The organism is Bradyrhizobium sp. CCGUVB14, assembly GCF_024199935.1.
Lineage (GTDB): Bacteria > Pseudomonadota > Alphaproteobacteria > Rhizobiales > Xanthobacteraceae > Bradyrhizobium.
In genome coordinates, this window is the sequence record NZ_JANADS010000001.1 from 8623450 (window position 1) to 8647160 (window position 23711).

At 59.9% G+C, this 23711-nt stretch carries 22 protein-coding genes; 9 read left to right on the forward strand and 13 right to left on the reverse strand.

Annotation, left to right across the window (positions count from 1 at the left end):
* Position 1 precedes the first annotated feature (1 nt).
* The gene (locus NLM32_RS40265; RefSeq protein ID WP_254134199.1) at positions 2–406 is read left to right on the forward strand and encodes a hypothetical protein; all 405 of its coding nucleotides are present in this window, start codon (positions 2–4) and stop codon (positions 404–406) included.
* 3 nt (positions 407–409) lie between these two features.
* Here the strand turns inward: NLM32_RS40265 and NLM32_RS40270 are convergent, their stop codons facing one another.
* Positions 410–1009: a TetR family transcriptional regulator gene (locus NLM32_RS40270; protein WP_254134200.1), complete on the reverse strand. Its 600-nt coding sequence runs from the start codon at positions 1007–1009 to the stop codon at positions 410–412.
* Between the two features lie 164 nt (positions 1010–1173).
* Between NLM32_RS40270 and NLM32_RS40275 the strand changes: the two genes are divergently transcribed.
* A complete protein-coding gene (locus NLM32_RS40275) occupies positions 1174–1551 on the forward strand; it encodes a tautomerase family protein (RefSeq protein WP_254134201.1) in 378 nt (125 codons plus the stop codon).
* 119 nt (positions 1552–1670) lie between these two features.
* Positions 1671–2066 carry a GFA family protein gene (locus tag NLM32_RS40280; protein ID WP_254134202.1) on the forward strand — a complete coding sequence of 132 codons (396 nt, stop codon included), beginning with the start codon at positions 1671–1673 and terminating at the stop codon, positions 2064–2066.
* A gap of 3 nt (positions 2067–2069) precedes the next feature.
* Here the strand turns inward: NLM32_RS40280 and NLM32_RS40285 are convergent, their stop codons facing one another.
* The 4 genes from NLM32_RS40285 to NLM32_RS40300 all read right to left on the reverse strand — a co-directional run bounded on the left by NLM32_RS40285 (position 2070) and on the right by NLM32_RS40300 (position 6541).
* Entirely contained in the window at positions 2070–2939 is an 870-nt protein-coding gene (locus NLM32_RS40285; protein WP_254134203.1) for a DUF1989 domain-containing protein, read from the reverse strand.
* 76 nt (positions 2940–3015) lie between these two features.
* Positions 3016–3942 carry a GTP-binding protein gene (locus NLM32_RS40290; RefSeq protein WP_254134204.1) on the reverse strand — a complete coding sequence of 309 codons (927 nt, stop codon included), beginning with the start codon at positions 3940–3942 and terminating at the stop codon, positions 3016–3018.
* 3 nt (positions 3943–3945) lie between these two features.
* A complete protein-coding gene (locus NLM32_RS40295) occupies positions 3946–5436 on the reverse strand; it encodes an amidohydrolase family protein (RefSeq protein WP_254134205.1) in 1491 nt (496 codons plus the stop codon).
* Between the two features lie 121 nt (positions 5437–5557).
* Entirely contained in the window at positions 5558–6541 is a 984-nt protein-coding gene (locus tag NLM32_RS40300) for an AraC family transcriptional regulator (RefSeq protein WP_254135536.1), read from the reverse strand.
* Between the two features lie 135 nt (positions 6542–6676).
* Between NLM32_RS40300 and NLM32_RS40305 the strand changes: the two genes are divergently transcribed.
* Both NLM32_RS40305 and NLM32_RS40310 read left to right on the forward strand, forming a co-directional pair.
* On the forward strand, positions 6677–7213 hold the full coding sequence (locus tag NLM32_RS40305; protein ID WP_254134206.1) for a carboxymuconolactone decarboxylase family protein: 537 nt from the start codon (positions 6677–6679) through the stop codon (positions 7211–7213).
* A gap of 50 nt (positions 7214–7263) precedes the next feature.
* Entirely contained in the window at positions 7264–7761 is a 498-nt protein-coding gene (locus NLM32_RS40310) for a YkgB family protein (RefSeq protein WP_375143659.1), read from the forward strand.
* A gap of 56 nt (positions 7762–7817) precedes the next feature.
* Here the strand turns inward: NLM32_RS40310 and NLM32_RS40315 are convergent, their stop codons facing one another.
* The 5 genes from NLM32_RS40315 to NLM32_RS40335 form a co-directional block, all read right to left on the reverse strand.
* The gene (locus NLM32_RS40315; RefSeq protein WP_254134208.1) at positions 7818–8030 is read right to left on the reverse strand and encodes a hypothetical protein; all 213 of its coding nucleotides are present in this window, start codon (positions 8028–8030) and stop codon (positions 7818–7820) included.
* Positions 8031–8167: 137 nt separating this feature from the next.
* Positions 8168–8701, reverse strand: coding sequence for a 2'-5' RNA ligase family protein (locus NLM32_RS40320; protein WP_254134209.1), 534 nt, complete (start codon positions 8699–8701; stop codon positions 8168–8170).
* 262 nt (positions 8702–8963) lie between these two features.
* Entirely contained in the window at positions 8964–12659 is a 3696-nt protein-coding gene (locus tag NLM32_RS40325; RefSeq protein WP_254134210.1) for an SNF2-related protein, read from the reverse strand.
* A 728-nt stretch (positions 12660–13387) separates the two neighbouring features.
* Complete coding sequence (locus NLM32_RS46175) at positions 13388–13819, reverse strand: PAN domain-containing protein (protein ID WP_254134211.1); 432 nt, start codon at positions 13817–13819, stop codon at positions 13388–13390.
* A gap of 10 nt (positions 13820–13829) precedes the next feature.
* A complete protein-coding gene (locus NLM32_RS40335; RefSeq protein WP_254134212.1) occupies positions 13830–16208 on the reverse strand; it encodes a type IV secretory system conjugative DNA transfer family protein in 2379 nt (792 codons plus the stop codon).
* 277 nt (positions 16209–16485) lie between these two features.
* On the opposite strand from NLM32_RS40335, the gene NLM32_RS40340 reads away from it, so the two are divergent.
* A complete protein-coding gene (locus tag NLM32_RS40340) occupies positions 16486–17580 on the forward strand; it encodes a MobA/MobL family protein (RefSeq protein WP_254134213.1) in 1095 nt (364 codons plus the stop codon).
* A gap of 20 nt (positions 17581–17600) precedes the next feature.
* Complete coding sequence (locus NLM32_RS40345; RefSeq protein WP_254134214.1) at positions 17601–18257, forward strand: hypothetical protein; 657 nt, start codon at positions 17601–17603, stop codon at positions 18255–18257.
* On the opposite strand, the gene NLM32_RS40350 is transcribed toward NLM32_RS40345, so the two are convergent.
* A complete protein-coding gene (locus NLM32_RS40350) occupies positions 18158–19012 on the reverse strand; it encodes a hypothetical protein (RefSeq protein WP_254134215.1) in 855 nt (284 codons plus the stop codon). The genes NLM32_RS40345 and NLM32_RS40350 overlap by 100 nt on opposite strands.
* Positions 19013–19253: 241 nt before the next feature.
* Between NLM32_RS40350 and NLM32_RS40355 the strand changes: the two genes are divergently transcribed.
* Complete coding sequence (locus NLM32_RS40355) at positions 19254–19649, forward strand: hypothetical protein (RefSeq protein WP_254134216.1); 396 nt, start codon at positions 19254–19256, stop codon at positions 19647–19649.
* Positions 19646–20905, forward strand: a complete 1260-nt coding sequence (locus NLM32_RS40360) for a relaxase/mobilization nuclease domain-containing protein (protein ID WP_254134217.1) — start codon at positions 19646–19648, stop codon at positions 20903–20905. Before NLM32_RS40355 ends, NLM32_RS40360 begins: the two co-directional genes overlap by 4 nt.
* Positions 20906–20925: 20 nt before the next feature.
* Here the strand turns inward: NLM32_RS40360 and NLM32_RS40365 are convergent, their stop codons facing one another.
* A complete protein-coding gene (locus tag NLM32_RS40365) occupies positions 20926–22260 on the reverse strand; it encodes a TolC family outer membrane protein (RefSeq protein ID WP_254134218.1) in 1335 nt (444 codons plus the stop codon).
* Positions 22261–22277: 17 nt separating this feature from the next.
* Positions 22278–23711, reverse strand: a complete 1434-nt coding sequence (locus NLM32_RS40370; RefSeq protein ID WP_254134219.1) for an HlyD family type I secretion periplasmic adaptor subunit — start codon at positions 23709–23711, stop codon at positions 22278–22280.

Consider the following 23711-nt stretch of genomic DNA (forward strand, 5'->3'; position numbering starts at 1 on the left):
CATGATGCAGGACAATCCGCGAAGCATGGAAGGCTGCGATGATTTCTGCCGCACCGCGCTCTCGCTGTTCCGGTTCATCGGGGCAGCCTATGCGACCGGCGCGTCCGATTGCTGGGAGGCCGCCTATCGCTTCGCCGACGAGGCACCCGGCATTTCCGACAGCCCGCTGCTGGTCGCCCGCGTGGCCGCGCTGGTCAGAATCCTGCGCAGCGGACGTCCCTGCGATCTTTGCTTCATGCCGCCGTCGTGCCGGCGGCTGTCAAAGGACGAGGCGGAATTGATGCGGCTCCTGGCCGTTGCGCGCCGCAGGGAGCCAGGCGAGCTCAAGACCGCCGTCGGCCAGCTGGTCGGGATCGAGCAGGAGAGCGCGGCCACGCAGGCCGTCAACGCGCTCGCATTCTGCTGAGGCCTAGCGAGCGCCCTTGCCGAGCACGAGATCGATGCTGTGGGCCGCGATCTTGCGCAGTTGCGGCTCGTCACCGAACGCACGCTCGAGCACCGCAAGACCGCGCGTGACCGTGACGATGTGCAGCGCTGCGGCCGCCGGGTTGCCGCTGAACTCGCCGCGCTCGGCGCCCGCCGACAAGGTGTCCTCGACCAGCGCGGTGATGCGCGATACCAGGTTCGCAAAAGCGCGCCGCGCCTCTTCGTCGAGCCCCTGGCCTTCGGCGGCGCCGAGCTCCATCAGCCCCCGCGTCGTCGGACATCCGCGCGGCGGCGAGCCTGAGCGGAAATTGGCGATGGTCAGATCGAAGAACGCGGTGAGCCGTTTGCGCAATGAGCCCGTGCCGAGCGCCTTCTGCAGGGCGACGAGATAGTCGCCGGCGTAACGCTCATAGGCCTGAAGGAACAACGCCTCCTTGCTGCCGAACGCATTGTAGAGGCTGCCGCGTTGAACGCCGGCATCGCGCGCGATGTCGGACAGCGAGGAGCCGCGCACGCCCTTGCGCCAGAACTGATCGAACGCGATGCGCAGGACGTCGTCGTGGTCGAATTCGCGCGGCCTCACATCATGCTCCTTGTCGGCGCATATTTGACACGACGTCAAAAACATGCTTTCTGGACATCGTGTCAAAAATAAAATGAGATTGATAGCCCGTTTCGTCAATGGGCTGAACGGCCGGCGCTTGCATGCGCCCTGGCCGGTCGCGGCCACATGCAAGGGACCAGTTGATGCCTCTGCTTCACATCTCCATGCGGGCCGGAAAGCCGGACGCCTATCGGCAGGCGATCCTCGACGGCCTTTACCGCGCGATGCGCGAGGCGTTGAACGTGCCCGAGGGTGACGAGTTCATGACCATCAGCGAGTTGTCGCCTGCAAACTTCCGCTGTGGCGATGCCTATGGCGTCAAGCGCAGCGACGACGCCATTCTGATCCAGATCACCGTATTCGCCTCACGAACGCCCGAGCAGAAGAAGGCGCTGTACCGCCGGATCGCAGAACTGCTGGGCGACAATCCCGGCATCCGCCCCGAAGACGTCTTCGTCAACGTGCTCGATGCTCCCGCGGAGAACTGGTCCGTCGGCCACGGCATCGCGCAATTCGCTTGAGCGTGCCGGACCTGCCGCCCTCTTGAGAATTGCCGCCCGGAAGGGTCTGATGAGCGGCGGAGCCAGCCTCCGCCAGCCATCGCTCCGATCAACGCGGGCGCATAAGCGGAGGGGACGACATGACCGCATTCCGGGGAAGCTGCTTGTGCGGCGAGGTCGCCTTCGAGGTCGAGGGTCCGTTCGATCGTTTCCTCAACTGCCATTGCTCCCGCTGCCGCAAGGCGACCGGGACCGCACATGCATGCGAGGTGATCGTCAAGGCGAGCGCACTGCGTTGGCTGCGCGGCGAAGCATCCGTCACACGCTACGATCTGCCCAACGCGCGCAGTTTTGCCACCGCGTTCTGCAGGACCTGCGGCAGCCCGATGCCGCATCTCACACGCAGCGGACGCGAGGCGATCATTCATGCCGGCGCGTTCGACGAGCCGCTGGGCGCGACACCCGACCGTCACGTCCAGTGGACGTCGCGTGCGGAGTGGTATGTGCACGGGGATCGGCTGCCTGTGGAAGATTAAAGCTCAGCTTCCCGCATGCACGCCGTGGTGACGGTGATACGCACTCGGCGCTGGCCAGGCCCAGCCATTGAGCGTCGCTCGATCCGGCTCGAAGATCTCGATCTTGAGCGGATGGCACGCTGCGACATCGCTGGAATGGGTTGCGCTACAGTCCCCACCGGGACAGGCCGACAACACTCCGAGCAGGTCGATCTCCGCGAAAAACTCGATGAAGTCGTCGGGGCGGACCGGACTTGCCTTCATGAAATATTGGTGTGTGTCCTGCGTGAAGCCGGTGCACATGAAGACGTTGAGCACATCGTGGACATGATGCTCCACCGCGGCCGGATCGAGCTTCAATTCGGCGGCCAGCGCGCGGGACAGATTGGAGTGACAGCAAAAATCGTACGTCGTGCCGTTCAACAGGAGATTGGTGTAGGGATCGCAGCGCGTGCCGATGACGTCGTGAATTCCGGCGCCGTCCGCGTCAAAACCGTACCAGCCGAGCGTGTCGTGACTGATGGTCGCCATCGGCCGAAGATAAGGCATCGTGCTCCAGAGCCGGTCGCTGAGGCCGACATGCGTGCCATGAAGCGCCCGCGTCTTGCCGCTGAAGAAACGTTCGGCGAGATCGCCCGCGTTCCAGAGATTGAGGTCGCCGACCTGAGGGCCTTCGATGCTGACGATGCGGAAGAACTGACCGCGCGCCACGCGAAATGGCCTCGCATCGCGCGGCGGCACGATGATCTCGCGCGTTTTGGTCATCGTCTGCCGCGCGGCTTCGAGCGTCGCCATATCCGGCCCGGTCATCGTCCCGGCCGGATAGGCGATGGCCGGCTTGGCAGCGCGGCGTGAAGCTGCATCGGCAGGGGCGGATGGAACATTTGAGGACATGGTTCGGCCTCGGATCGGCGCGGCAAGAGGGCCCGCGACGGCTGACAACGGGAGCGATCAAGTCTATCGCCTGACTTCACCCGGCTGCAACACACGCCGCCATGGTCTCGTCGAGCTCGGCTTTCGATAGCACCCCGAGTTCGGCGATGAAGACGATCCGTGCCCGCGGCACGTCTTCGCCCGACGGTTCACCCGGCGCGAGTGTTGCGCGGCCGCCGGCGAACTGAAACACCATCAGACGTCCGGGCTGCTCAACCGTCTCGAACAGCCCCTTTGCGCGCGCAAGCTTCGGCGCGAGCTTGCCGATCGCCTGCTGCAGACGCGGCAGCGAGAGCGGCCGATCGGAGGTCCAGCTCAGCGTCTCGAAGCGTTCTTCGGCCGGTCGTTTCGGCCCCGGCTCGCGCGGCGCAGGCGCACGATCGCTCGCGGGAAACAGCAGCGCCGATGGAAGCTCGCCGTGCTTCGCATCGACCACCAATGCGGGCACACGCTGCGCGCGGATGGCTTCGCGCATCCGCACGCCCGCGCCCTCGTCCGCCAGGTCCAGCTTGCTCAGCGCCACGATGTCGGCGACGCGCAGCTGCGAGCGCTGCAGAGCGTCATCAAGGGCAGAAGGTGGCGTGGCCGCGTCCATCACACACAGCACCGTCTCCAGCGGTGCCTCGCGCAGGATGACCGGGTCCATGAGATTGCGGACGATATCGGCGGGGTCGGCGACACCGCTGGTCTCGATCACGATATACTCGGGCTTCGGATCACGCCGCAGCAGCGTCGAGAGCGTGCGCAACAGATCGCCTTCGAGCGAGCAGCAGATGCAGCCGTTACTGAGGCTGACCACGCCGTCGCTCGCGCCCGCGATCAGCTCCGCATCGATGTTGATCGCACCGAAGTCGTTGACCACGGCGGCAATCCGCCGCCCCTCGGCATGCGCCAGCAGATGATTGACGACCGTGGTCTTGCCCGCCCCCAGAAAGCCCGTCACCAGGAGAATGGGGACCGGCATGGATCAGCCCCCGACGACGGGGCGGCGCACAGGCCGGCCGGGCCGCGCGGCCACATCGAGCACGCCGTCGGTGATCAGCATCTCGCCGCTGACCACAAGATGACGGACGCCTTCCGACGGACGGTTCATCGCCGTGAAGGTCGCGCGGTCGGAGAGCTTCTCGTAGTCGAACATCACGATGTCGGCATCGGCACCCTTCGCCAGCCGGCCCTTGGCGCGCATCGCGGGCGTGCTCTGCGACAGAATCTCTGCAGGGATCAGCGCGCATTTGCGCACGCCTTCCAGCAGCGACACGGTCTTGCGCTCGCGCACCCATTCGCGAATGAACTTCGTGAAGCAGCCGGCCGAGCGCGGATGCGAGGTGGCATCGTCGGGCAGCGGCCAGGCATCGCCGGTGTAGGTCTTGCCGTCCGACGTCGTCCACGGCATCGCGTCGGAGGCGATCGCACCGCCGGGATAGAGCACCGACATGTCGAGCAGATCGCGGTGATGCGCATTGTGCTCGGTGTCGAGGATGTGCCAGAGCACCAACGAGGACGGATCTTCGGCCTGCGCCTTCAAGAGCTCCTCGCGATCGTGGAAGCGGTAGCCATCGGTCACGCGCTGCACGGAATCGTAACCGGTGCCATTGCGCTCGACGAACTGCGGATCGCTGAAGAACGCCGCCGCCAGCACGGTCGAACCGGTGCCGTAGGGGTAAGCCTCGACCGTGATGGGCAGGCCCTGCGCCTGTGCCTTCTCGATCAGCACGCGACAGCGTTCGATGTCGGTCTTGCTCGACGAGTTGAAGTGGCAGATGTGCATGTGCGCGCCGGTCGCGCCGGCATAGCCGATCAGGCGAATATAGGCCTCCGCCGCGCTTTCGGGGTCGATGCGCGACATATAGGCGACGTGGGTGAAGGTCGGCACGTCCAGCCTGGCCGCAAGCTGGCACACCGCCGTCAGCTCCTGCACGCCGGCGCCCGGCGCATAGGCGTTCAAGATGCCGATGCCGATGCCGCCCTCGTTCAATCCGCGCCCGAGGCGCTCGAGAATGCCGGCGACCTCCGCATCGGTTGCAACATTGTCCATCCAGCGGCGATCACGCATGGCGTTGCCGAACGCCTCCAGCGAGCTTTCCGCGTTGGAGCCGGTCATCGCGCCGATGCGCGCGAAGGCCCAGTTGGTGGCAGCGCCGTAGTTCAGCACCCGGCCCTTTCGGGCCTGGCGCTCGTACCAGGAGCCGACCGGCAGCACGCCGGCCTCGAGATCGAGCGTCGTCGTCACACCATCGAACGCCTGCATGCGGTCGGCAGGGATCGACTGGCCGTGGGCGTGCAGATCGATGAAGCCGGGCGCGACCACGAGGCCGGTGGCATCGATCACCCGCTCGGCGCCGCCAAGCGAGGAGCCGACCGCGGCGATCTTGCCGTCCACCACCGCCACATCGCCAACGGCGTCCATTCCGCTCGCCGGATCCACCACCCGGCCGCCAGAGATCACCAAACCGCTCATATCGTCACTCCGCCAAGCAAATCACCCCAACCTCCGAAGGTCCGGCAGCAGCTCCGGAGGCATTCGTGGGGCATAGAGACAGATTTTCGGGACAACGACCACCGCCACGGACGCCGATGCATCATGCTGGAGCGGCCGAACCGGATAAGGCTGTGGGCCTTTCAGGAACGTCCCTGCCAGGTTGCTGGCTTTTGCGCCACTGTGCCGGCGTGATGCCTATGTGGCTCTTGAAGGCGCGCTGGAATGCCGCTTCGGATTGATACCCGACAGCTTCCGCCACGGCGCCGGTCGACAATAAAGATTTTTTCAGCTCGTTCGCTGCGAGCGCCATCCGGATATCGGTCAGGAGATCTGCGGCCGAACGCCCGAGCTTCTCCTGGAATTGCCGCACGAGCGTGGCGCGCGACATGCCGCACAGACGCGCCAGCTCGGGCAGCGACCATGCGCGCGCCGGCTCTTTGAACAAGGCGGCCACCGCCGGTGCAAGGCGCGGATGACCGGCCAAGGCAAGCAGACCCCGCGGCGCATCATCTGTGAGGCTGGCGAGCCGCAGCACCAGCGCGAACATCGCGCTCGACAGTGCGTTCAACATCGCGCGGCCGCCGAGACGATCGTCTGCCGACTCCCGACGCATCAAGGCGACAAGGCCGGCAAGTTGACCCGCCGTGTCTCCGTCGCCAGCGTCAGCACCGGCATGGACGACGAGGCGCGGCGGTAAATAGCTGCGCAGCAGGCGGTCGTGCGGCGGCGCGATGGCGAAATGTCCGCACAACAGATCGAGCCGTTCCCCCGAGCCGGGATTTTCGCTGATCGTGAAATTAAGCGAGGTGCGATTGCGCGCCGGCAGTGGCGCCGCCCCGCTGCCGTCGTGCATGACGTGTCGGGGATTGCTGGGGAGCAGCAGGATGTCGCCGCGCTCGAGCTTCAGCGGCCGCCCGCCCGACGGATCTTCCAGTACAGCCGAGCCGGCCAACACGGCATGATACGGAATTTCGTTCGGCTCGCCCGGTCCCTGGTCGATACGCCATGGCGCACCGTAAGCGCAGCGCAGGTCGAGCCGCCCACGTACAGGCATCATCTCGAACAGCCGGCTCAACCAATCCATCACGGTTTCCCTCGAGTCGACCTCGTCATGAGACGATTGAGCATGTAATCGAGATTTATCGACATTTAAAGTATCAATTTCGACCCCTATTGTCACTCCGCAATCATTCACCAGCCCAAACCAAGGAGTGCCAACATGTCCCGTCTTTCCGTCCCCGATCTCGAAACCGCCACCGGCGCGACCGCTGAAGTCTATGGTCAGATCAAGAAGGCGATTGGTAGCGTCCCAAACACCTTTGCCGCGATCGGCGCCCACGCGCCGGATGCGCTCAAGGCCGTCCTGCTCGCCGACAGCGTGCTCGCTTCGGGTTCGCCATCGAAGCGCGACCAGGAAACCGTCAAGCTCGTCATCTCAGAAGTCGCCGGTTGCGATTACTGCGTCGCCGCACACAGCCTGCTCGGCAAGCTCGCGGGCCTGAAGCCCGAAGAATTGAAGAATATCCGCGAGCGCCGGGCGACCGGCGACGACAAGCGCGATGCGCTCGCCCGCTTCGTTCGCAAGCTCGCGCAATCCAGTGGCACCGTCAACGACGACGACTTCGCTGCCATCAAGGCTGCCGGTTACACCGACAAGCAACTGGTGGAGATCAGCCTGGCGTTCGCGACCACCGTCTTCACCAACGTGTTCAACCGCATCAACGACACCGAGATCGACTTCCCCGCGATCGCGTGAAGCGACCGCCCAGTCAGATCTTGAATGAAAGGATCACGACAATGACCGCGATGATCGGCAACATGCAAAATCCGTTTGTCCGCGCGCTGCAAAACTCCGGCCTGCTTGCGGAAGATCTCGACTACCACGTCGTCCGGGCCTCGATGGTGATCATGTTTCTCTTCTTCGGCTATCAAAAATGGTTTCCGTACGAGTTCGAAAGACTGGTCCCGTTTATCAGCAACGGGCCGCTGATCTGGTGGCTCTATCCCGTCTTCGGTCACGCTGGCGCAAGCTACTTCCTCGGCGCCTCGGAGTGGACGTTCGGGACGCTGCTGCTCGCGGGCTTCTGGGACAAACGGCTCGGCGTCGTCGGCGCCCTCGGCTCGACCGGCACCTTCATCGCGACGGTCACGATCATTCCGTTCATGCCGGATGGCTGGGATGTCGCTGCGGGAGGATTCCCGGCTATGACGGGCAACGTCCCCTTCCTGATGAAGGACGTCGTTCTGCTGGCGGTGTCGTTCTATCTGCTGAGGCAGGACGTGGTTCGGCTGATCCGGGAATGAGGTTTGGAATCAACGTGCAAAACCTCCGGACCCGAGGGCCCGGAGGTCGCAGCTTCTCAGTTCTGCCTGTGAATGGTGATGTTGACGTGGCTGCTGCCCAGAGCAGAGGCCACTGCGTTCTCGGCTGCGGCGAATTCCGAGCCAACCCACTTTGCGGCCGCAACCGCTTCATGCTTGATCCAGCCCCACAGCCCAGCTGCAGCAATGCCGTCGAGTTCGTCGATGGACAGCTCGCGGTTTTCAAAGCCGATATCGTCAGAGCGTTTCATATTGGTCTCCGGTTGGTGACGCGGGCCATCCCGCGATCACGAACAGGATGCACGCATGCGCCGAAGACAGCTGTGATGAGAATCACCTCGATCGCGGCAGCCGAAAAATGACCGCCCGGTCGTGACGCGACAACCAGCTACGACGCCAATCTCCGCTCGGCGATGATCCGCACGGGCGGAAACACAACGCAATCCACCACGTCGAACATCACTTCGATGCTGCGATCGAACGCCCGCGCAAAGGCGATGGCATCGTTGCGCCGTTCATCGGCGATGGCCGTGCCGAGCGTACAATGCGGGACCCATGCGCCGGGCCGGTAATGAGGACGACAATGTGCTGGATCGATTGCCGCGCTGACAGCGCCATGGATGCGAGCCAGAACCTCGTCGACCGCCGGCTCCGCCCAGAGCACAAGCGGAGAGCCTTCGAACCACCGAATGCGCTTGAAATGGATGCGCAGTTGCGTTTCGCCAGCTACGGCTGCCTGCATGGCGTCCCATGCGGTCTCTTCGTTGATCGCGGGCCCGTCATAGATCGCAAATGTAAAATGCGGACGGTAGCCGAGCGCACGCATCGACGGCGTGGCCTCGAACGCGCCAACCTGATCCCACAGCCGCTCGATCTCGTCCGCTGAACTGTTGTCGGCGCGAATGTTGATCGCCAAGGCCACAGGCTCACCCCGCGGGAGGAACAACCAAATCGAGACGGAGGGGTGGTGACTTCGAGAAATGGCGCTCCCTAGGAGCCTGATTTTTGATGTCCGCCGGAAACGATAATGCCGATTTTCCTACGCAACTTCAACAATTTATTGCAGGTCAAAATTTTTCGTTATGCCAAGAAATTTTGCAAATGTGCGACGTAATGTTGGACGTTTTTGTTGGACGTAATAGCTCGAATAACAGCGCGGCATGGAAGCACATGCCTGGCACTCGCTATCGCGCCTTCCAATTTCCTCCGGCGCGCTTGCCTTCTGCCAACCTTCCGACAATGGAGTTGTCGTTGAGATCATAAATCGCGCCGATATGACTTACGCGGAAGCCCAGCATCGTCTTTGATTCAGCACAAGTGGCGAGGTAACGTCTGGAAGGCGACATGATCCCGGCTTCAATCCGGCATTTGCGGCCCTTGACGGCAGACGTAACTCGGCCGGCAACACGGTCCCATACTTCATTTCCGTCGGTATTTCTACGCATCCCCTCGAGAAGCTCACTAAGGGGGCGAAGTTTCGGCGAAAATTGGCCTGCTAAGAACTCTACATGAATAGGCAGGCCGGTAAGCGAGCACGACCGTAGGTCGTCGGGATGACATCTACGATCGCTCCAAAAGCAACTTTGGGCCTCAGATGGCAGGCAGAATTTGCCTTCGCCAGAGCGGACAGCTTCATCCTTCAACACATAGGCTTGTGAAATGCTGCTGGTTACTAGATGATTTTTCAACACCCGCTTGTTCGTCACAACACAGCTTGCAAAGCAAGAGGGTAGCGCGCGTTTGCCTGTGAGCTCGCAGCTTAGAAGGATGCCAGGCATTACTTTTTGATGTGTGACCTCGCAAGTTTCTGCCTCATTTGCGGCCATCATCTGTTTCGTTTCAGGGCACGCAATGAATTCGCTGGCATGGCCAACCTTGCCAGATATCTGTGAACGCTGCTGTTCATCGATACGATAAATTTTTCCAGATATAGCGCTAATCCCCAGCTCAGTCTTTAATACATCAGCGCCGGTGAAAGCGCATTTGTCGAACTGATTAGGCTCAGCACGCTTTCCACTTATGGCAGAGGTTCGCATAAGCGAAGCTGCAACGGCCTGACCGGTAGTGCTGGATATTTCCAGCTCATCATTGAGAACCTTCTTACCACTGAAGGCACAAACCGCGATGAATTCTGGCAGCGCACGTCGTCCGCTTGCTTCGGAAACGGATAGCAGATGCTGCAGCACCTTTGCGCCTGTCACTTCACAACGAGCTAGGCATGTTTCCGGTACCATCTTGCCAGTCTTTGTGCAGAGATCAGTCTTGGGCGCGCTGAGGATTTGGCCCTGCTGCGGCAAGACCGTTATCTCACTTTCATACCGTCCTCCGCTCTCAAACTCGAACGATGCCTTCATCACGGCGTCGCGATGCATCGTGCCTTCAAGACCAACCAAGGTCATCTCTAGGCGCGGAGTAAAGTCATCTTCGAGTTTTTTGCGTTTTCTTTCGTCTTCACCGGCCGCTTTCATTTCCAGCTCGCGCCGCTCTTCGTAGAAGCGCCGGAACTCAGCAATGGCATCATCGCTTTCGCTAGCGGCGATCAGTCGCTGACGATCGACGCCAGCTACGGCCATGTCTTTTATTGTTTTGGGGAGAGGCACTAGGCCTTCCTGTCCCAGCTGCTCTACGCTGTGCTCGGAATTCTTGCAGTCCACCGAGACAAGCCGCTCGTAACTGTCATGTGCCACTGTGGCACGAATGCGTAGTAGAGCGCTTCCATTGAAGGATCGACGCACCTTGGAAGCAGAAATCGACAATTCCTTTGCTTCAAAACCACTCATCCACTCCCGCACTAGACGGTTGGCCTCCGCCGCCACATTTGTGTCCGCATCGGTTACATTGTGGATGCCAGTGGCGATGCTACGATCAACAAGGCGTTGGAAAGCAGAAGTCTGCGGGCCATAAAGGATAGCTGCTTGGCCTGCTCCTACGCCGTCTTCAAAGCGAATGCGCTCTCGTCTGTCATTCGACTCCGCTAGAAAAATCCCCGGCACTTCTTCCTTCACTGAAGCGCCAAGCATCCTGAGAGCAGAAAGGGTAAAGTCTTTCGGCTCCATAGAATGCTGCACCGGCGGCAGCGTTGGAGCGCGTGGCCCGACGTAACCAGCTCCATCCATGCTCCCCAGAAGCGAATTAATGTTATTTTCCTCGCGCTTGAGCTCTTCCTTGGCGCGCTCGATGCTTTCGGTGGCCAGCTGGACGTCACGTTCAACATTGCGCTTAGCAAGTGCAGCCAGCACCAGCTCTAACACTCGGTCCTCGAAAGTGTCTGCATCATCAGGTTCTCCATCGCCATCGATATCCGCGCCCCTTAGCAAGGATTCAATGTCACCTATGGCATGCGCTGCCATCTGGAGTTTCTCGGTAAGACGTCCGACGATATATTCTTCAAAAGTGCCCTTCAGCATGATGTTGAAGATACTGACCTTCTCATGCACCGAGGCTAGGCGCTGCACGCGACCGATGCGCTGCTCCACAATCATCGGATTCCATGGCAGATCGAAATTCACTAAGACATTAGCTACTTGCAAGTTCACGCCTTCCGATCCCGCTTCCGTCGATACGATGACACGACAATCAGGTGGGCTCTGGCGGAACCGCGCGATGGTTTCCTGATTTCTCTGCCCAGAATCACCGTTGATGAGACCAACACTCAAACCTCTTTTCTCCAGGAAGCTCTGGATGGTGGTTTGTGTTTCGCGGCGCGTGGTGAAAATCACTAGCCGCCAGCTATCGGGGTCCTGCTTTTTAAGGTTGTCGATTAATGTACCAAGGCCTTCAAGCTTGGCACTTGTAGGCATAGTATCGACGATCTGCTTCACAGCTAGCGCAAGTTCTTGCGGAGCCGTTCCCTTCCGCGCCATATTGGCAAGTTGTGCCGATAGCGCATCCGGACTGCTGGCCAAGGCCTGAAGAATACTAATCTGAGCTAAGCGGTTCATTTTCTGAATTGGCTTGGCGATGACGTCAATCAACTGCAACTCGGCTGTAGTTGGCTTCAATGGGTGCATCTGCACCACGCGCGTTGGGAAAGCCAACTGCGCATCACCACGCCGCACGCGCGACATGTAGCCATATACGATCGATCGGAATTCATCGCGCGCACTGGCTTTAAGTTGACGAGCCTGACCTGTGTCATCGGCGATGAAACGGCGCGCGAACATTCCTGGTTTTCCAAAGGGGTTTTCATGGCCACGCGCTACGGTCAAAAGGTCGACCAGCGAATAAAGATCCCAAAGACGGTTCTGAATGGGTGTCGCCGTCAGCATCAAAACAAAGCGGAAGCGGCGATCCTGCAAAGCACCATGAAAGCTCTTTGCGACTTGTGGGGTTTTTTCCACGCCATAGAGGTTCCGTAGCTTGTGCGCCTCGTCGAGAATGAGCATGTCAAAGCGATCTTTGGGAATGCGATCTAAATAAAGCCGCGCCGAATTGTAGGTCGTTATGACCGCACCCATTTCTTCATGGTCGGCATCGAGAAGCCCTTTGCCGATGGCAACCGTGCCAGGAACATTAAACTTCGTTTCCAGCTCCTCCTTCCACTGTGGGCAGAGCAGTTTTGGGCAAACGATGAGGATCTTTGAAAGGCGCCCACGCGCGGCAAGCTCGCTGATGATCAGCCCTGCACTAATGGTCTTACCAAGACCAACATCGTCGGCCAGCAATGTCACCGGCAATCGACGACAGAAGGTGATGAGATTGCTTACCTGATGATGATAGGGATTCAGGCGTTCGCGCCAACGGGGGGTCGAACGGAAATCCTGCTCGCTCTCAATAACGATGGGCTCGGTTAAATCCCATTCAAGACCTGCGCGGTAAATGGCGTAGTCTTCCGCGTTGCCGAGGCGGCTAAGAGATTTTGACTGGAATTTGGTTTCCACTTGAACCAACCCGGATGTAATTGGGTGATTTTGCAACCCAACCATGCCGCCACCTACCCCTAAGGGGCAAGGGCCAACCAGTTAACTTCCATTTCCTCGAAAAATGAACGAGATAGCAAGACCTTCCAGACGCCGTAACCAGATCGTCGACGACGTGGGCATGCTTATATGAATTCCTTGGGGCATACAGGTGCAGGCAAATTCCGTTGACGCATCAAAGAGCCCTAACCCGCAATCTGTACCAATTCTGAGTTCAACAACATCGGTTATTGGAGAGCTATCGCTTGCAAAATCGTAGCATGAGTAAGCTGAGGTTCGACGGACCTCTCTTTAGAAAATGGTACAATTTTGCTGAGGTTCGACTCCGTTTTGTTAGATGCCCTGTTAGACGTTTTGTTGGACACCCTTAAGTTGCACCGAGCGATTCCCGCGCGCACAAAAGCGCAGCTTACCGGTTGAAACTTCTGATCTTTTCAGGAATTTGTTTTTAGAGGTTTTTGAAAAAGGTGGCGGAGGGGATGAGCATGTGTGGCGCTCCCTAGGAGCCTCGGGGTTGATATCCGCCTACGAAGATAATGCCGGTTTTCCTTCACAACTTCAACAATTTATTGTCGGTCAATATTTTGCGCGCTGCAAAGAAATTTCGCAAATGTGAGACGACGTGTTGGACGTTTTTGTTGGACGAAAGAGACGCTGAAAGCCGCGTTCGCTCGCTCCTCACCCTCCCCCTATCTCGTCCCTGAAATCCAATTTGGCGCCTTGCGGTATTCCGTCATCGATCCAGTCAGATAGCAGGCGCGACTGCCGGGAGCAGCTCCTCCGTCATAGCTGAATGCAACGCACTTCGGCACGCGACGGCAGCGTGTCGCACAGTCCTCCAGGTTTGTCGCAGTCTGAGAGACCGGAATCGCTCCCAGGAGCGCTCCGAATGGGATCAATGTGTCGCAGTGCAACGAAAACCCAGCCACCTTGGCGCCAGCCATTTTGGCCTCACAGCCTTCCGGCGCTTTGGGTTCGAGCGCCTTCAGCTTTTCGTCTATCCGCTTTTGGGCATCGTCGGCTTGCGCAAAACGGTTTGCGAGCGGTTCGGAATTGGAGAGACCGCAAGACGCCACGGTCAGCACGGCGGCAATGGCATAGGTCACAAGCTTTCTGTTCACCGTTCTCACCTCATTTGGCTGTCAGTTGAGCTGGAAAGCTGCTCGCATCCGCATAGGCAGGCGGCAGGTAATCCGCCTCGGCAACACGACCGAGCGGACAACCCCCATTCGCATAGAGCCGCTCCAAAGCCGGGATGACCGCGCCGTCGATCGCAAAATTTCGCCGGAGCGTGGTTTTGATCAGTGCGAACACTTCAGCCCGCTCCGCCGCCGTCCAGTCAGGCTTGTTCGAATACTGCCGATAAAGCGCGAGGTACCGATCTCTATCGGCAGCGAAGGCAGCATCCGTTGCCACATCAACCCGCTTGGCTCTCGCCCAGAACGCGAGATGCTTCATAAGCTTCAATTCATCTGCGCCATGGCCGGGTGCACAAAGGCCGATATTCTTGTCCATAAGGTCGATGACGAAGTCACGCGTGGCCGGTCCCGCTGGCGTGAACCGCAGCGCATCGGCGTTTGGCACAGGCGCTCGCGTTCTGACCGGCGGCGGCGGAGGCGCCGGTCTGGCAGGCGGCGGTGGAGGTGCAATGGCTACCTTGACGGGCGGCGGCGGTGGCGCTGGCCGAAACCATGGGACCTCGGGTCGCAGAATAAGGACCATCAGAGCAAGAGCCGCAAACGCCATGGCCAGCTTGATACGGTAATCGAGCGGCTTCGCTTCTGGAGCCGGGATCGCCTTGGGCTCAGGTGGAGGCTCCGGTTTGGGGAGTTCCGGCCGAGGCGGCGGCGCCATCAGGAGCTTGGCAGTCCTCCAGCGCGTGAAATAAGCCAGCTCCTCCTTATCCTTCGGCTTGCGGCCGATCGTCCCGAGGATTTCCTTCAGCGAGAATTGCGGAAGCGATGGGAATACATCCCAATAGTTCGGCCGCCAGCACCGGACAGGATGCATTTCCCTCAAGAAGAGAAGCTGGGTATTTCCATTAAGGCGACGCACTTCATCTGGCGTTTGCAAAGCGCGTTGCGTGGGTGTGCTGCTTTGACTGCGGGACCAACCCGACGTCTCATTGTAAGACGTTGTATGGCTCGCGCCGTGGGTCGTCGACTGGCTGCCGCCTGGTCCCGTCACGCTTGAGCTACGGGATTCCCCCTGGTTCGTGCCATAGCTGTCACCGACGCTCCGGCTACCACTGGTCCCAATGCTTGTGCTGATGCTCTCTACCGTAGCTCCGCCGAGCATGCGCGACACATACTCGGTCGTGAACATATCGCCGAGGGCGAAGAAGCGCTGAAACGAGTTGTTGATGAAGCTCTCCCAGCCTTGCGTGTAGACACGCGCGAGCTGGCTAAGATCCTGAATGGCGAGGTGGTATTTGACGTTGTAGCCGCGCGCGACCGCAATATCGTTCAGGATGAAGCTCATTTCGCCGAGATTGGCGAATTCATCGATGACGATGTGTCGCCAGCGCGGCCCGCTGGAAAACATCCCGCCTGTCGTCGTGCGCTTGAAGGCCTTGGCGAAGGTCGTGACCATCAGGCGCAGCCAGGCGCGATGGGTCATGAAGAACTCTGGGGGCAGCACGATGAAGTATTTGTGGCCGCCCTTGGCCGCTTCCTGAAGGTCGATGCCTTTCCCCTGCAAGACCTTCTTCATCTGGGGGCTATCGATCCACGAAGTATCGCGGTCGATACTGCTTATGATGCCGGAGCGCTCCTTGTCTTCCCGGTTGAGGAGCGCACTAACGCCTCGTTTGACGGCGCCATCGCCAAGATCGCTGTCGAGCAGCCCGAACAGAACTTCGGAGAGCGTCGGTCGCTTGGGGCCCGTATACGATTTGGGCATCGCCCAGGTCATGGACACGAGTTCGCGCACGCGAAGCAGGCTGCGGCTGTCCTTCTCCTTGGGCGACAGGGCTACATAGAGAAGGATCGCCGTCAGGAAATTGCGCGCCGCGTTGTCCCAATGGGTATTTTCTCCACCGGAGGGGATCACCATCGCATCCGCCAGCGCCCGGGCGTCATCCACGTGGTTTGGATTGCTTGCCGTAATCTGGTCGAGGATGTTGAGCGCGCTTGTCTGGCCCGTTCCGCACTGGTCCCACGGGTCGAGAATATGCACCGTGGGCTTGTCCCCGAACGGCTTCTCGAAATACGGCCCTACGAGCTTTGCGATCTCGCCCTTGGGGTCGACCACGACAACGGTGCTGGGCGCCAGTTGGCTGCCAAGGAGCAAAGGCGCGAGCGCGGTCGTGAACTTGCCGCCGCCAGTCCCGCCCACGATCAACTGGTGAAGGTCGCCGTTGTATTCGATCGGGGTGAAGTCGTACTGGTCCTCGAACCACCAGCCGACCATCAGGCCTTCGGGAAATTCCCCGGGCGGCCGCTCACGGACCAGCTTGGCTTTCCGAAGCTCATCCCGTTCGGCAAAACGGGCGGTACCGTGCACCGACATGCCGGCGAATTCCCATCCCCACTGGGGCAACTTGCCGCCACCCCTTCCCAAGCCCGAACTTACATTAAATAAGTGTCACTGGAAGTTGAATTGACGCCGTTGTACGCTCTTTTGAGCGGTGGGGCCGGTAATGGCAATATTCAATCTGAACCACAGCTTCATAGGCCGGAGCACCGATCCCAAAGGGTCGGCAAGCCTGTTCGTCCGCTACATGGCCCGCCCCCAAGTCTGCACGGAGCTTCTCGGAGGGCGGGTCCCGCTCGACCGCAGCTCGCTTATGCACTGGATGGACGCCCAGGAGCGCGGGGACCGCCGCAACGCCCGGGTCATCGACAAGGTCGTGGTCGCCCTGCCGATCGAGTTGACCCACGAGCAGAATGCCGAGCTGCTGCAGGCCTATTGCGAGCGGATGACAGAGGGCCGCGCCTCCTGGGCGGCAGCCATCCATGACGGGCCGGATGACCTCGATAATCCGCACGCCCACATCATCTTCCGTGACCGCGACCCTGACACCGGCAAGCGCGTCATGATGACCACCGAAAAGGGCAGCACCCAGCGGTTTCGGGATGCGTGGGAAGAAGAAGTAAACCGCGCCCTCGAACGTGAGGGCATCGATGAACGGGTCGACAAGCGCAGCCTGAAAGACCAAGGCATCGATCGCGAACCGCAGATCCACGTCGGCGCTGCTTCGAAGTACCTCCACGACAAGGAGCATGAATTCCGGAGCGACGAGAAGACGGTCACGCGCCTGATCGACGGCGTGCCGACTGAAGTGACGGTGAACTACCCCGTCATCGACGAAGGCAAGACACGCTATCAGGAGAACGAGGACCGGAAGGCGCGCAACGCCGAGCAAGAGCGCGCGATGAACGGAATCTTCGCCGCCGAAAGACAGCTTCACGATATCTACGTCAAGGCCAACAAGTCAGGCACCATGCCCGACGACCCGAGCGATCCCCTCGCAACCATCGTCGCCTTCCACATGCGCGATCTTCAGCGCACCGAGCAGAACAACGAGCGGCGTGACCTCTGGACGATGGACCCCAATACGGATCGGCTCGGCGATCCATTTGAGCCGGGCCGCCGGCCAAAAGGGCCGAGTGACATGATCGCTGGAGCCGGTCTCGCGATCATCGGCAAGATCGCGAAATCGCTCGAAAGTATTTTTGACGGGCCGCAGCGCGACCCGGAAGATAAGGAGCAGAACGTGGCTGAAAAACAGATGACGCCGCAGCAGCAACAGATGCAGGCGCACTTAAGAGAGAAAGCGCAGCGCGATCACGAGGGCGATATCGAGAAATGGCGCCAGAAAGAATTGCAAGCATACCTCGATGAACGCGAGAAGGCGCGCGGGATCGAGCGCGGCCGATAAGAAGCAATGCGATAGCCACTATGGATACCAGCTTTCTTCCCCAAGTCGTGGGCGCGCTTGGCGCCTTGATCGGGACCACGTTGGGTTGGTCGCTAACCTATTTTTCTGGCCAAAGAGCGGAAAAAACAAAACAACGCATCGCTGTAGCTAATGCATTGGATGCATGCGTCATTGAGATGAACTACCTGCACCATCATAACAGCAACAACCTTCGACGTCTCAAGGAGTATAGCGAGGGAATGGCCCCTCGAAAGCTGGATGTAAGAAAGATGAAATACTCCGGCAGAGGATTTTTGTCGCTTAAGGCGCAGGAAATCGCCAGCCTCCCTCCTGCGATCGGAGCGGAAATGCTCCACTTCCTGCATTTCATTGATAATAATGAAATCGAGTATGACGCACTGCTTGAGGAATATGACGAGCTTTCAAAAAACAAAGAGCAGTTCAAACTCAGAGCAGTCAAATTGGCAAAGCGCGCGGCGTCGGCAGCAAGAAGATCGAAGGAAGTAATTGACCTTATCGAGTCCGCTCGCGAGAAGGGAGGAAAGACGCGTTACCTGGAATTGAAGGCTGAGACAGTTCAGACGATTCCACGATTAGCCGGCGACCAAAGCGTAGGAACAAGAGAGCGTAATGCATCCCAAGCCACGCCGCTTGATAGCTCTTCCATCGACCATTGAACCCAAGACAGCCGTTCCAACCACGCTTGACGGTCGCAGAATAGCGGCGGTTCGCCGAGATTGTGGGACGTAACCTCCCAAGCCATCGAATCAACGTCGAACGAAACGGCTGGCACACCATAAACGACGGCTTCGACTGCGACAGAGGAATTGAAAGTTACGCAAATAGCCGCCTTTTCGAAATCCTCGATAAGCGAGGCAGACGAGATTTCAAGATCGGGCGGAACCCAGTTGTCTTTCCACTCCAGCGCCTTGGGATGCCTTCTATATCGAATGTTGTGTCCGAGCGCCGATAGAACGGCAATGACATCCTCGGTCCAACTGTGACTGAATGGCCCGGTAGTCGAGCCTTCACCGGCAACCTGATCGATGAGGAGCGCATAGCCCTCTCTTCGCACCCACTCTTTTATATGTTGGGCAAAATATCGCTCCAACCGATCATTCCCCGGTGCAGGAACGGCATAGACTCCGCGACGCAACATCCCGTTAAAACCACAGCTAATCCAATTCCGACGCGGTGGAAGATGGCCGCGCTCCATGACAAGGATCGGAATTTGGTTTTCAAGCGACTCGCTTACGACACGTTGCTGGCGCCAGCTCCAGACAACGGTCAGGTCGGCCACTTCGGGAACATCGTATTGAGCTAACCTGACCTTTATTCCATGTCTAACTAGCCCTGCCAGCATTGCTCGCGCAGCATCATCCTGATGCCGCGCGCCAGGCTGAACATGGATTACAGCGGTCCTGATATCCACTGAGCCCCTATCCCAAATATTCTCATCAAGCTTCGCCGATGGCCGGCGCGCCGCCGACCAATCGCACGAGGCGCAAATCGCTTTTAAAAATAAGCTGAACGTCGAATGGCGTGATTATATCCCCTATAAATCTTAAGTAGCATTCAGGCAAGCCATGCGCTGTCGGACATTCGGGTGAATGTCGAAGCGCGCTTGGCAAGGGGCAGAGCCCCGTTGCATCCCCGGTTTGAAGCTGGGGTACTTGACCGACAAGGACCGCATGAACCCGAGCGACGGGCGGCAACGCCGCTTCCGTATCACCATCCGCGTCTCTCTATCCGAGCGCCTTGCGGTCGAGGCCGCCGCGACCCGTAGCGGTATTACGCTTTCGGCCTATGCCCGGCATGCCCTTCTTGGCGCCAAACCGCTGCGTGCGGCGCGCCGGCCAACGGTCGACATTTCGCTATTGGTATCCGTTCTCGACCGGCTGGGCGGGATTGCTTCGACGATACGCGCGGTATCCTGCATGCTGAGCGCACGCGCCGCGGACGCCTTGCCGCCGTTCATGGAGCGGGATCTCGCCCGCAGCCTCACCGAACTTCGCTCGCTCCGACCGCAGCTTCTCCGGGCACTCGGCAAGCGTCCTGACGTTCCATGATCATCAAGGGCCAGGCACGCGGTCGTGCCAAACAACTCGCGTCTCATCTCTTGCGAGCCGACCAGAACGAGGCCATCCAGCTCGTCGAATGCCGGGGCACCCTCGCGCAAGACGTTGAAGGCGCCCTTTTCGAAATGGAAGCACGAGGAAAGGCCGCGCGCTCCGATCGCCCCCTCTATCATGCTTCGATCAGCCCGGAGGCGACGACGCCCTTAAAGGGCGAGCAGATCACGCAAGCGGTCGATCATCTGGAAGAACGGCTTGGGTTGCATGGCCAGCCCCGCGTCGTGGTCGTGCACCGAAAGAAGGATCGTGAGCACATCCATGTCGTCTGGTCACGGATCGAGGCCGAGACCGGCAATGCAATCTCCTATTCCTGGAACTACCGGCTGCACGAGCAGGCGTCCCGCGAGCTTGAAGCAATGTTCGGTCACCGCCCCGTCCCCAATTCTCGCGCGCGGCGGGCTCGAGCACCACGCGGTGTGGAAGATTACGAGCTGCGTCAACAGGAGCGCTCGGGACGAAATCCGGCTTCGGTGAGCAAGGAAGTCACGGCGATTTGGGATGCCTCGGCAAATCCGGAGGAGCTTCAGGCCAGATTGGCGGCAGCAGGATATACGCTGGCACGTGGCGATCGCCGCGTCTTTGTGATCATCGACAGTCACGGCGAAGTTCATTCACTCGCACGTCGGATTCAAGGCGCGACTGTGAACGACGTTCGGCAGAAGCTGAAAGGTCTCTCACTAGAAGCGTTGCCATCGGTTAGAGAGGCAAGAGCGGAGCGGCCGGTTGCTCCTGCACTTTCCTTGCCGGCGCAATTTGCGGAGGCCAATCGCGAGGTTTCTCTACAAATCGTCTCGCGGGCACCCAGGATCAAACGCTCACCTCGGACATCCGTCCGATCCTTGGTTCGGGTGCATACAGGGAGCCTATATCCCGACCGCCGAGTGCGCGTGCTTGCAGTACGAGTTCATGGCCGTCGAAGCCGCAACTATCACTCGTCTTGGGGAGCCATTCTTGCGGAATTCGCTGCGCGTTTGGCCGAAGCGCGGCGCTCGTCACGGCCCGAGGAGCTTGCGGCCGTTCTTGCTACCCTTCACGCCGAACGGGAAGCCACGCTAGCAGCGCTTCGCAAGCGTGAAACTGGGAGCGGCGCGAAACCACGGAAGGTACCGCCGCAGCAACGACGGAAACGCCCGAAAACTGGCCGGAGATTTATTGAGCTGAGGCTCAAGAACGATATCCCAAGGAGGTAGCCAGAATCTACAGGCGTTGGCTAAAAGCCGACCCACGCATCCCGCACTTCATTGTAATGCCGTTCTGGATCATAGACATCTACGGGCAGTTTCAAGGCGTCCGCTGTGAGTTGTCCCGTGGCACCGCGGAGTTGGAGGATCGACAGGGCATGATCATGCTCGGCCCGGGCAAGATCGACCTTGGCGTCCAGCCATTCCTCCTGAGCGTTCAGAACATCGAGCATCGTGCGCGTGCCAACCCGGGATTGTTCTCTAACGCCTTCCAGTGCCCGTCCAGCCGCAGCTATTTCAAGGCGATCAGAGGTCATGGCGGCTTCAGACATCGTAAGCGTTTGCCATGCGTTGGCCGCGGCTTCATGAGCCCGGTGTTGAGTGTCTGCCATTTCCATCCGGCGCTGCGTGTTGGTCTCTTGCGCGGCCCGGATACGCGAATAATCTGCGCCGGCCCGGTAGAGCGGCATCGTCAACTGGACGAGCACTTGCGCCGTATCTCCACGGCCGGGGATGGTGCTGCTCTGATCCCAATTGCGGGAGGCATTGCCGACGAGATTGACCTCCGGAAGAAGGCTGCCCTTGTTGGCATCGACATCGGCATCTGCCGCCTCAACCCGAAAGCGGGCTGCGACGACGGCCGGGTTCTCGCTTTCGGCGCGGTGAAGCATTTCTTCGACCGTATGAGCTGATGCCATGCTCAGGGCCGGCGCCTCCAAGCGGCCCGGTGCGCGACCTACCAGCCGGGCATAAGCCGCTTTGTCGGTGGCGAGTTGGTTCTCGCTTTCAAGGCACCGCACACGGGCCCGTGCGAGACGCGACTTGGCTTGCTCCACATCGGTATCGGTCAGGTCGCCGTATCTGGCGCGATCGCTTGTCTCCTGGAGCTTCTGGGAAAGTAGTTCCTGATTTTGCTGGTTGATGGCGAGAATGGATTCATCGCGCAGGATGTCGAGATAGGCGGTCGCGGTATCGAGGAAGAGCTGTTGCTCGCTGGTTTGAAGGTTGGCACGTTCCGCTCTCACCCCCTTCTCCGCTTCTTCCACTTCCGCCAATGTCCTGAAACGAAAGAGCGGCTGCGTAAGCTGCACGCCAAGCCCACGGGTGTTGCCCGCCCAGGAGGAACCAGCTAGTGCCGGAATATCCTGAAAGGTTCGCCCCGCCTGCGCATTCGCATCCACCGTCGGGCGATAGTGGCTCAGTGCTTGTGATACTTCTTCGTCGGTTGCGCGTAATTTGGCCCGGGCCGCCTCCAGCGAGGGGTTGTTTTGATAAGCCTGCACCAACGCCTGCTCTAGCGTCTCGGCGAACGCCGGGCGCGCAGTGAACAACATCGCCAATGCCAAAGCCAGAAGATATTTCATCGGAAGGCCTTGCCGCTCTAGCGTTCCCGCATGGCCTGCTGGCCATGGCGCGCCAATGGCGAGAGCAGATAGTCGATGATCTTGCGCCGTCCGGTCTTAATCTCCGCCGTGACCGCCATACCGGGCGTGAGGTTCACCATTCTTCCGTCGACGGGCATTTGCGTCTGATCGAGGGCAATCCTTGCCGTGTAAACAAGCTCCTGCCCCTTGGGCTCGCTGCTGTCGCTTTCGGCGCCGCTCGCGGCAGTCTTGTCACCTTCGGTGGCAGGGCGATTGCGGGCCACGGAATCTTGCGAAACCGAGACCACGCGACCCGAAAGCAAACCGTATTTGGTGAAGTTGAAGGTATCGACCTTTATGGCCGCAGCCTCGCCCGCATGAACGAAACCGATGTCCCGGTTCGAGATGTTTGCCTCGATCTCTAGCCCGGATTCAACAGGCACGATAGCGAGCAGCGCTTGAGCCGGTGTCACCACCCCGCCTTCCGTATGGACGGCAAGCTGCTGCACCGTTCCATCGACGGGGGCGGTCAACGTTTGCAGTTTCAGTTTCTTGGCTGCCTGGACGAGCTGTTGTGACAGGCTGGCCGTCTTCTTCTCCGCCTCAGCCAAATCGTCCAAGGTCTTTTTCTTGAACTCAGCCTCAGCCTGACGACGTTGCTCGGTAAGTGCGGCACCGGCTTCGGTCGCCTCGATGAGACGGCCCTTCTGGACTTCCAGCTCTTGCTCGTGCTCGACGAGATCCTGCTCGATCGTGAGTACGTTCATGTGGGATTCCCAGCCCTTCTTCTCCAACGTCTTTCGCATCGCGACACGCTGTTCAAGAAGCGGGATGGATTTTTCGAGCTTACGGATGCTGGATTGAACGGCAGCCCGATTGCCCTCGCTCTGCGCAATCTGGCGGTCGAGGCCCTGCACCTTGGCCTTGAACTCCGCCATCTGGCTAAGGAGCAATTGCCGCTGAAGATCGGCCTGCTCCTCGGTCGTTCCTTGCGGCAGGACGAGGGCCGCGGATGGATCGGCATCGCCCTTTGCGATTGCGCGCAACCGCGCGGCATCGAGGCGGGCTTGAGTAAGTTCCGCGTTCAAACGGTCCCGATCGGCGGCATTGAGGGTCGGGTCGATCTCGATCAAGACATCGCCAGCACTAACCCTCTGACCATCCGTCACGTGGATCGCACGAACCACGCCGGTTTCGAAGGGCTGGATGGTCTTGGTGCGGCCCGAAGGCACAATGCGTCCCTGGGCAATGGCGATAATGTCGATTGAACCGATGCATGCCCACAGGAGCGCAATGGCGAAGAATGCCATTAAAGTCCATGCCAGAATGCGGCCGGCGGGCGAAGGCGGCGTCTCGATGATTTCAAGCGCCGCCGGCAGGAATTCAGCCGCGCCCGCGCGCGGCTCCGGGCCGAGAGCTTGCCATTTCCGTGAGAGCCAGTCTGCGATCAT